The sequence below is a fragment of the Gordonia sp. DT101 genome (assembly GCF_049844895.1).
In the GTDB taxonomy this organism is placed as follows: Bacteria; Actinomycetota; Actinomycetes; order Mycobacteriales; family Mycobacteriaceae; genus Gordonia.
Window position 1 is genome coordinate 336,848 of record NZ_JBNCLX010000006.1, and the last position, 6,355, is coordinate 343,202.

Consider the following 6,355-nt stretch of genomic DNA (forward strand, 5'->3'; position numbering starts at 1 on the left):
TCAGGTCGCGACCAGATCGTCCGCGTGGATCACCGGGCGACGGAGCTCCGATGGCAGGTCGGTGGTCGAACGCCCCACTGCGAGGGCGATATCGTCGGAGTCGTAGGCCACCACTCCGCGTGCCCGCACGGCACCGGTGAGGTCGACGAGCTCCACCACGTCGCCACCGTAGAACCGCCCGTTCACACCGACGATGCCGGCGGCGAGCAGCGACCGGCGTCGTCGCGCGACTGCGGCGACCGCGCCGTCGTCGAGGACGAGTTGTCCACGCGCATCGGCGGCATGTCGGACCCAGAAACGTCGCGCCGAGAGGCGCTCGCCCCGCGCGGCGAAGACCGTCCCGACCGAGGCATCCGCCAGGGCTTGCGGAGCCTGATCGGCCGCGGCGAGCAACACCGGCACACCGGCGTCGGCCGACAGCCGGGCAGCGGCGAGTTTGGAGGCCATGCCGCCGGTGCCGAGGGCGCCTCCGGAGCCGGCGATCACGCCGTCGAGATCCTCCGGCCCGTGGACCTCGGGGATCAGACCCGCCCTTCGCCCGTCGGCGCCGACCCTGCGCGGATCACCGTCGTAGAGGCCGTCGACGTCCGACAGCAGGATCAACGCGTCGGCACCGGCGAGATGGGCGACGAGGGCGGCGAGACGATCGTTGTCACCGAAACGGATCTCGGTGGTCGCAACGGTGTCGTTCTCGTTCACCACCGCAACGGCACCGAGCGATCGCAGACGGTCAAGTGTCCGTTGGGCATTCGCATGATGGGCGCGGTTGGAGATGTCGTCGGCGGTGAGCAGGACCTGTCCGACGGTCCGGCCGTAACGATGGAACGAGGTTCCCCACGCGTGCGCGAGCGCCAGTTGGCCGACACTCGCCGCAGCCTGCTTGGTGGCGAGATCTGTCGGTCGTCGTTTCAATCCCAGCGGTGCGATGCCGGCACCGATGGCACCCGACGACACCACGATCACGTCCGAACCCGCACGCATCCGCGCTTCCAGTGCGTCGGCGAGACGGTCGAGGCGACTCCGATCGAGTCCCTCGTGCAGATCGGTCAGCGCCGACGATCCGATCTTGACCACCACACTGCGTGCGCGGGCGATCCGTTCACGGACGTCGCTCACCGGACGTCCTGTTCGCCGTCCTCGTCGGGCTGTGGCACGCCGCGACGCAGTCGCCGGGCCTGCTTGCGCTCGGCCGCGCCGATACGATCGTTGCGGTCGAGTCGGATGTCGGTGCCGCGGCCGGTGACCGGAACGTCATCGCCCATGGGCGTCATCGGCTCCCAGTCGAACGACACGTCGCCGATCGTCACGGGTGCGCCGGGCTTGGCACCCAGCCGGACGAGTTCGTCCTCCACCCCCAGCCGGTTGAGGCGGTCGGCCAGATAACCGACGGCCTCGTCGTTGTCGAACTGGGTCTGCGCGATCCACCGCTCCGGGCGGGTGCCGCGAACGATGAATCCGCCGTCCACGTCGGGGTCGGCCGACACACTGAATCCCGCCTCGTCGACCGCCTGGGGGCGGATCACCTGGCGGCGCGGCTGGGGCTTCGGGTGGCTCTCGCGATAGTCCGCGACCATCTTCGCCAGGGCGAAGGTCAGTTCCCGCAGGCCTTCGTGGCTCACGGCGGAGATACGAAAGACCGGCCAACCACGTTGTACGAGTTCGGGTTCGACGATATCGGCAAGGTCTGCCGCGTCGGGCACATCGATCTTGTTGAGGATGACCACGCGCGGTCGCTCGGCCAGGTCACCGAGGCTGTGGTCGGTGTCGAGAGCGGGTTGGTATGCAGACAGTTCCGCCTCGAGGGCGTCGATGTCGGAGACCGGATCGCGACCGGGTTCCAGGGTGGCGCAGTCGACGACGTGAGCGAGCACTGCGCAGCGCTCCAGGTGCCGGAGGAACTCGAGCCCCAGCCCGCGGCCGGTCGAGGCCCCGGGGATCAGGCCCGGCACATCGGCGATGGTGAACACGTCTCCGGCGGTCTGCACCACACCCAGATTCGGCGCGAGGGTGGTGAACGGGTAGTCGGCGATCTTCGGCTTGGCCGCCGACAGCACCGACACGAGCGACGACTTGCCGGCCGACGGGAATCCGACCAGCCCGACATCGGCCACCGACTTCAGTTCGAGGACGAGATCGCGATGCTGCCCGTCCTCGCCGAGCAGGGCGAAACCGGGCGCCTTGCGCGCCTTGGACGCCAGCGACGCGTTGCCGAGTCCGCCGCGTCCGCCTTGCGCGGCCTCGAACGTGGTGCCCTCGCCTACCAGGTCGACAAGGATCTTGCCGTCCTCGTCGAGCACGACGGTACCGTCGGGAACCTCCAACACCAGGTCGTCACCGGTGGCGCCGTCTCGGTTGTCCCCCGCGCCGGGCTTACCGTTGGACGCCTTGGCGTGCGGCCGGAAGTGGAAGTCCAGCAGCGTGTGCACCTGCGGGTCGACGACGAGACGAACCGACCCGCCGTTGCCCCCGTTGCCACCGTCGGGACCGCCGAGCGGCTTGAACTTCTCGCGGTGCACCGACGAGCAGCCGTGGCCGCCGTTGCCCGCCGCGACGTGAATCGTCACACGGTCGACGAACCGAGACATCGGTGACTTCCTTCCTGAGAAAACAAGCAGGGCGGGCCGGGTACGTCATGACCCTTGCCCGCCCTGTGTAGAGCTGAACGTGCTCCCGGCGTCCGTCAGACCGCGACGGTCTCCGGGACGATGTTGACCGTCTTGCGGCCACGCTTGGTGCCGAACTCCACCGAGCCGGTCTCCAGTGCGAACAGGGTGTCGTCGCCACCGCGACCCACGTTGACGCCCGGGTGGAACTTGGTGCCGCGCTGACGGACCAGGATCTCGCCCGCGCTGACCTTCTGTCCACCGAAACGCTTCACGCCGAGCCGCTGGGCGTTGGAATCACGACCGTTGCGCGAGCTGGACGCGCCCTTCTTGTGTGCCATCTCTGCAGTCCTCCTGAGGTACGTGCGGGAATCGAGTTACTTGATACCGGTGACCTTGAGGACCGTCAGCTTCTGACGGTGACCCTGGCGCTTGTGGTAGCCGGTCTTGTTCTTGAACTTGTGGATGCGGATCTTCGGGCCCTTGACGTGCTCGACGACCTCACCGGTCACCGAGATCTTCGCCAACTTGTCCACATCGGTGGTGAGGTTCGAGCCATCGACGACCAGCGCCACCGGCAGGCTCACGCTGCTGCCCGGCTCGCTGTCGATCTTCTCGACCTTCACAATGTCGCCCTCAGCGACCTTGTACTGCTTACCGCCGGTCTTGACGATCGCGTACGTTGCCATCGAAGCTGTCCTCTTTAACTCGTCTGTCGGACCCACGGCGCTGTTGCGCACCGGGGTGTGTGGGTGGTGCGTGCCTGGTACGGGCCGCACGCCAACCCCGCATCTGCGCCGGGGAGTCACTACGGATCACACCAGATGCCTGCCGTCGGGTCTCGCGCATCTGCCGGTCCCAGGGTCGTCCTGGGTGTTCCGGGCACAGCTCAAGCCCTCCGCGGAAGGCGACCAATCAAGATTACGGGACCGTCGTCGCTCGGGTCAAACTCACGTGTACGCTCCCGACCTGCTCACAGCGGTCGCCATCCTCATTCCTCCGCCGGCGGCGGGCCGGCGGGCCTGCCTGCCGTCCGGCGGCGAGGGCGACGCCGGACCGCGACGGCGGCCTCGGACGACGCGCTTCCGCCAGTCGGCCCGAACGTGGTCTTCGGTCCCGACGACGATCCGTCGGCGTCGGCGGTGAGGACCACCGGCTCCGAGGCCGTCGGCGGGGAGGCCGCCTGGCGGACCACCCGACGTCGGCGTTTAGGCGCGGGGGACGCCGGCTCGGACTCCGTCGCCGCGACCTCGGGCGTGCTCGGCGCGGTGGCGGGCTGCTCGGCCGGCGCGGCCACGGACTCGCCCGCCGCCGCGCTGGGCTCGGATCTCACGCTCTCACGAGAATCCGCGTCACGGGAGCCCGCGGCGGCCGACTTCTCCCCCGACGTCTTCGGGGTCTTCTCGACCATGTGGGCGTCATCGCCCTGAGCAACGGCATCTGCCCGTCCGGCCGAGGTATCCGCCTTCTCCTCCGATTCGCCGTGCACGTCCTGCGGCTCGTGCTCACCGTCGGGATCGTGAGAGTGCGCCGCCATGGCGCGGAACATCGGATGCTCGGCCGGATTGTGTGTCGGCTTCTGGGTGTCGGGTGCCGGCTCAGCCTTGCGACGGTTGCGCCGCGATCGCTTCGATCCACCGCCGCCGTCGGACCGCGCGGTGTCGTCGGATCGGACCTCCACCGGATTCGCGTGCACGATGATGCCGCGTCCGCTGCACTGGGTGCACGTCGTGGAGAAGGCCTCGAGCAGACCGGTACCGAGACGCTTGCGCGTCATCTGCACCAGCCCCAGCGATGTCACCTCGGACACCTGGTGCCTGGTCCGGTCGCGTGCGAGCGCCTCGGTCAGACGGCGCAGGACGAGGTCCCGGTTCGATTCGAGGACCATGTCGATGAAGTCGACGATGATCATGCCGCCGATGTCGCGCAGGCGCATCTGCCGCACGATCTCCTCGGCCGCCTCGAGGTTGTTGCGGGTGACGGTCTCCTCGAGGTTTCCGCCGGACCCGGTGAACTTTCCGGTGTTCACGTCGACCACGGTCATGGCCTCGGTGTGTTCGATGATCAACGTGCCACCCGAGGGCAACCAGACCTTGCGATCGAGTGCCTTCGCGAGCTGCTCGTCGATGCGGTGCACGACGAACGAATCCGGCGCGTCGGCGTGTGCCCGCTCGAACCGCTCGACCCGATCCATCAGATCCGGTGCCACCGCGCTGATGTAGCGCTGGACGAGATCCCACGCCTTCTGGCCCTCGACGACGAGCTTCTTGAAGTCCTCGTTGAACAGGTCGCGCACGACCCGCACCAGCAGGTCCGGCTCTTCGTACAGGGCTTGGGGCGAGTTCGAACCGGATCCGCCTTTGGTCTTCCCGACCGCGGCGTCGATCTCTTTCCACTGACCTTCGAGGCGCTCGATGTCCGCACCGAGGTCCTCGGCGCTGACGCCCTCGGACGCGGTGCGGATGATGACACCCGCGTCGTCGGGGACGAGTTTGCCCAGGATGCTCTTGAGCCGTTTGCGCTCGACATCGGGGAGCTTGCGGCTGATCCCCGTCGACGAACCGCCCGGCACGTAGACCAGGTAGCGACCGGCCAGCGAGATCTGTGTCGTCAGACGAGCACCCTTGTGACCGACCGGATCCTTGCTGACCTGGACGAGGACGTTGTCGCCCGGCTTGAGGGCCTGCTCGATCTTCCTCGATCCGCCGTCGAGTCCGGCGGCGTCCCAGTTGACCTCACCGGCATAGAGCACGCCGTTGCGTCCGCGACCGATGTCGACGAATGCCGCCTCCATCCCGGGCAACACGTTCTGCACGCGTCCGAGGTAGATGTTGCCGACCATCGACGACGAGGTCTCGGTGGTCACGAAATGCTCGACGAGCACCCCGTCCTCCAGCACCGCGACCTGTGTGTAGTCCTCGACCGGCACAGCCTGGTCATGCCCGTGGTCGCCGGCGTTCGCCGCCACGCTGATCGAGCTGTTCGCGCTCCGCTCGCGCACGACCATCACCCGGTCGACGGCCTCCCGCCGCGCCAGGAATTCCGACTCGCTCAGGATCGGTGGTCGTCGACGTCCCGCGTCGCGACCGTCACGCCGACGCTGACGCTTGGCCTCGAGTCGCGTGGAACCGGAGATGCCCTGCACCTCGTCGCGTGCCCGCTTGCTGCGCGGCTCGCGCTCGTGCACCACGGTGTTCGGCGGATCGTCCGGCGAGGCGTCCTCCCCGTCCGCACCGCCCTTGCGGCGGCGACGGCGCCTGCGCCGCTTGGACGGATTCTGGTCGGAGTCGTCCGAGCCCGAACCGTCGTCGGCGTCGTCGGTGTCCTCGCCGTCGGCGTCCCCGCTCTCGTCGTCGTCCGGCTCGCGGTCCTTGTCCTTCGCCTTGGCCTTCTTGCTCTTCTTGCCGGAGGGTCGCGCATTCCGGTCGTCGCCGGCGGAGTCGGCCGACTCGTCGTCGGAGTCCTCGTCCGGCGAGTCAGATGTGTCGTCGGTGCCCGTGTCCGCCTGATCTCCTCGACCACGGCCTCGTCCACGGCGGCCCCGACGGCGCCGACGCGACCCGCCGCCATCGCCCGTCGAGTCGTCGTCGTGGGTGCTGTCGTCGCCGCGCGTCTCGTCGACGTCGGCGTCCTTCCCGGCCGCGGCCTTGTCGTCGGTCGCACTGTCGGACTTGGCACTGTCGGACTTGGCACTGTCGGACTTGGCACTGTCGGACTTGGCACTGTCGGACTTGGCACTGTCGGACTTGGCA

5 protein-coding genes are annotated in these 6,355 nt (G+C 68.5%); all 5 read right to left on the reverse strand.

All coding sequences use genetic code 11. The features are described 5' to 3' along the window. Complete coding sequence (proB, locus tag ACLQ3I_RS20935) at positions 1–1,116, reverse strand: glutamate 5-kinase (protein WP_425804394.1); 1,116 nt, start codon at positions 1,114–1,116, stop codon at positions 1–3. Then, on the reverse strand, positions 1,113–2,585 hold the full coding sequence (gene obgE, locus ACLQ3I_RS20940; protein ID WP_425804397.1) for a GTPase ObgE: 1,473 nt from the start codon (positions 2,583–2,585) through the stop codon (positions 1,113–1,115). Before obgE ends, proB begins: the two co-directional genes overlap by 4 nt. Positions 2,586–2,680: 95 nt before the next feature. Next, the gene (rpmA, locus tag ACLQ3I_RS20945) at positions 2,681–2,944 is read right to left on the reverse strand and encodes a 50S ribosomal protein L27 (RefSeq protein ID WP_164306645.1); all 264 of its coding nucleotides are present in this window, start codon (positions 2,942–2,944) and stop codon (positions 2,681–2,683) included. Positions 2,945–2,980: 36 nt separating this feature from the next. Next, positions 2,981–3,292 carry a 50S ribosomal protein L21 gene (rplU, locus tag ACLQ3I_RS20950; RefSeq protein WP_425793627.1) on the reverse strand — a complete coding sequence of 104 codons (312 nt, stop codon included), beginning with the start codon at positions 3,290–3,292 and terminating at the stop codon, positions 2,981–2,983. 302 nt (positions 3,293–3,594) lie between these two features. Beyond that, positions 3,595–6,355: Rne/Rng family ribonuclease (locus ACLQ3I_RS20955; RefSeq protein WP_425804400.1), on the reverse strand; the 2,761-nt coding region annotated here is incomplete at its 5' end.